The sequence below is a fragment of the Candidatus Omnitrophota bacterium genome (genome assembly GCA_028715965.1).
Classification (GTDB): Bacteria; Omnitrophota; Gorgyraeia; order Tantalellales; family Tantalellaceae; genus JAQUQS01.
The window spans coordinates 106953-110691 of sequence record JAQUQS010000007.1; the positions used below are offsets into that span (position 1 = coordinate 106953).

Sequence of the window (3739 nt, forward strand, 5' to 3'; positions counted from 1 at the left end):
GCGTCCACCGTGCTCCCGTCCGTCATCCTCATATTTCCCAGGGCTACGTTTATGTCAACCTTGCCCGCGTCGGCTTTTATCAAGCTGCCCGCAACTCCGGCTCCGTCGCCATTCATCGTGAGGTCACCCGCGTTCACGTCGACATTAACATCGTTACCCGCCTGTATCCTGCTGGAATTATTCATCGTCATGGTGTTCGCCACGGTGGCGTTAATGTTGTTCGTCGCGAGTACATTACTCGTGTCGTTCATCGTGAACGTCCCGAGGTTCAGGTTCACATCCACCGGATCGATGGAACTCGCGTCGTTCATTACAAGCGCGTTCGTCACCGTCACATCCGCCAGGTTAACGGCATCTATTTTGGCGTTACCGTGCATTGTCATGTCGTTCAGGAGATTTATATCCGCGTTGTGTCCCGCATCGATAAGTGCGTTCCCCATGCCAAGCCCAAAAAGGGTATTGCCCATCGTAAGATTATCCCCGTCAATGTTTATGTCGTACCCCGCGATGACCTTCGTGTCCCCCAACATCGTCATATCATCGTTAAGGTTTATATCAACGTTGCCAACGGCGTTTATCTCTCCCGTGCCGGCCCCAAACGTAAAAAGGCCGAAGATCACGGTATCCAGATGCCCCATATTGAGGTTGTTCGCCGTGAGCTTTATGTCGTTCCCGGCGGTTACGTCCGTATCGCCGTACATGTCCATATCGCCGTTCAGGTTTATATCAACGTTGTTACCGGCGTCAATAAGCCCTGTCCCGGCACCCGTGGAACTGAACCCCAGGAACGTGGTGTCCACTCCGCCCATTGTCAGGTTATCCGCGCCTATGTTGATATTGTTGATGGCGGTCACCTTTGTCGCCCCATACATGGTCATATCGTCATTAAGGTTTATGTCGACATTGTGCCCGGCGTCGATAAAGCTCGACCCGCTGGTAGTATAGCCGGCGAAAGCGCTTCCGCTCATGGTGCCCATCGTCAGGTTATCCGCGTTTATTATCGCGTCTGTCCCGGCCACCACATTACTCCCGTCGGTCATGGTCATATCCCCGGCGGCTACATCGATGTCCACTTTGCCCGCGTCCGCCTTTATCGAACTTCCCGCAACCTCTCCGCCGTCGCCATTCATCGTGAGGTCACCCGCGTTCACGTCGACATTAACATCGTTACCCGCCTGTATCCTGCTGGAATTATTCATCGTCATGGTGTTCGCCACGGTGGCGTTAATGTTGTTCGTCGCGAGTACATTACTCGTGTCGTTCATCGTGAACGTCCCGAGGTTCAGGTTCACATCCACCGGATCGATGGAACTCGCGTCGTTCATTACAAGCGCGTTCGTCACCGTCACATCCGCCAGGTTAAGAGCTTTTACCTTGGCGGTATTGTTCATCGTCATGTCGTTATCCACCGTAAGGATAGCGTCGTGCGTCGCGTCTATCCTGGCGGTATCGCTCATCGTCATATTGTTCTGGACGTTTATGCCCACATTGCGCCCGGCGTCGATGTTGCTGCCGCCGCTCATCGTAAGGTCGTCGTCCACTCCGCCCACGACCTCGGCATCCGCTCCCACCGTGACCTTTATGTCCCGGCTGGCCACAACGGAACTCGTGTCCGCCATCGTCATGTCCGCGCCTGTATTTATATTCACGTCGTTGCGCGCTCTTATGGAACTCGTACCGCTCATTACAAGGTTGTCATCCGCGTTGTCCACGTCGGCGTCGAGCCCTACGTTTATATTGGCGTTATTCCTGGCGCCGATAAGGCTCGCGCTATTCATCGTCATGTTGCGATCGACATCCACATTGGCGTTACCGCCCATAGCAAGCACCTTGCTCGAATCGTTCATCGTGAGGTCGCGGTGTATTTTCAGTACAGCGTCTATCCCTGTCAACATCTTGGAGGTATTGCTCATGGTAAGGTCGAGCGCCGTCTCTATGATAGCGTTCTTTGCGGCCTGCACCAGGCTTCCGTCGGTCATTACCATACTTCCGGCGGCGACGTTGATATCCACTTTCCCGCTATCGGCGATTATCTTGCTGCCGTCGGCGCCCGCGCCGGAACCGTTCATTACAAGATCTCCGCCATCAACATCGATGTCGACGTTGTTACCGGCCTGTACCGTGCTCTTATTGTTCATCGTCATGCCGTTGGCCACATCGATATTAACGTTGTTGTCCCTCGCCTTTATTATGGCTTCATCATTCATCGTGATGCTATCGGCGTCCACCCTGACATCGTTTATGCCTCTTATCCGGCTGTGATTGTTCATGAGAAGCGCATTCGTGATGTTCGCTATGACGTTCCTCGCCGCGAGTATCTTCGAATGATTGTTCATCGTAAGAGCGTTCGCCGTGACCTTGGCGTCCTGCCCGGCGTTTATCTTGGAACGGTTGTTCATCGTCATCTGTCCGCCGACGTTCGTTATGTTCACGTCGTTACCGGCGTCGATAAACGTATCGTCGTTCATTGTCATGTTATTCGTAACTGAACCGGTTATATCGTTCGTCGCGGTAATATTGGAAGAGTCGTTCATCTCCAGGAATCCCAGAGAGAGATTAACGTTAACCGGATCGATGGAACTCGTGTCATTCATCGTAAGTTTCTGGTTAACCGTGACATCCGCCAGATTCACCGCGTCGACTTTTGTCCCGTCGTTCATCGTCATGTTGCCCGTTACATCAATGTCAACATCTTTTGCCGACTTTATTGTCGTTACAACGTCAAGACCGTCCACATTGCTGTCATTCATCACGAGGTTCCCGCTCACCCCGACGTCCGTTAGGCCATTCGCCGCGCTTGTGCTTTCGATGACCGTGGAATCGTTCATGGTAAGGTCCCCGGCGGTAACGTCGACCTCGGTCGTGTTCCCCGCGCGGATGAACGCCCTATTGTTCATCGTCATGCCGTCCTTTACCGTAATATCCACTTTATTGTCCGCCGTAACATTACTCTTGTCGTTCATCTCAAGTGTCCCGATATCCATGATAACGTTGGTCGGGTCTATAGACGAATCGGCATTCATCTCGAGCTTCCCTGTAACCGTGACATCCGCGAGATTCGTCGCGTTGATCTTCGTCTTGTCGTACATCGTCATATCCCCGGCGACATCAACTTCGACATCCGTTCCTCCGGAAATATAGCTCGCCCCCGCCGCGAGAAGCGGATCTCCCATAACCAGGTTGTTCCCGACACCCACAGTCGCCTTCTGTGCCGCGGTAATGTTGCTTGTGGACAGCATGCTCATATCCCCACCAACGGTGACATTCGCATTGGTCCCAGCTATTATCCGGCTGTTGTCTTTCATATCAAGGCTCCCGGCACCCGTCACCACGACCGTCGCAACTCCGCTTGTTGCGCTTGTTGCCTGGACTTTGGTGTCTTCCCCCATTTCCATACTTCCCGCGGTAACGTTTGCCGTACTCCCTCCCACTATAGTACTATCTTCTTTCATATCCAGCTTGCCGGTAACATTAACATTGGCCGAATCGCTTCCTTGGATATGGCTATTATCGTTCATTATCAATCCGCCATTCGTGGCCTTCACGGTCGCATTCCCCGTCGCTCCTCCCGCGGTAACCCTGCTGGCGTTCCACATGGTCACATCCCCGTTAGTCGCCTCGACGGTCGCGTCCCCGTTAGTCGCCTCGACCCGCGAATTCCTGTCCATCTCTACCCTGCTACCTTTAGCGATCGCGCCACTGCCTCCAACTATAGTGCTGTCCTCTTCCAGTTTGACCG

General features: G+C 53.5%; 1 protein-coding gene. It reads right to left on the minus strand.

Annotated elements, in window-relative coordinates; genetic code table 11:
• The coding region (locus PHH49_05270) for a hypothetical protein (GenBank protein ID MDD5488352.1) at positions 1 to 3739 on the minus strand (3739 nt) is incomplete at both ends.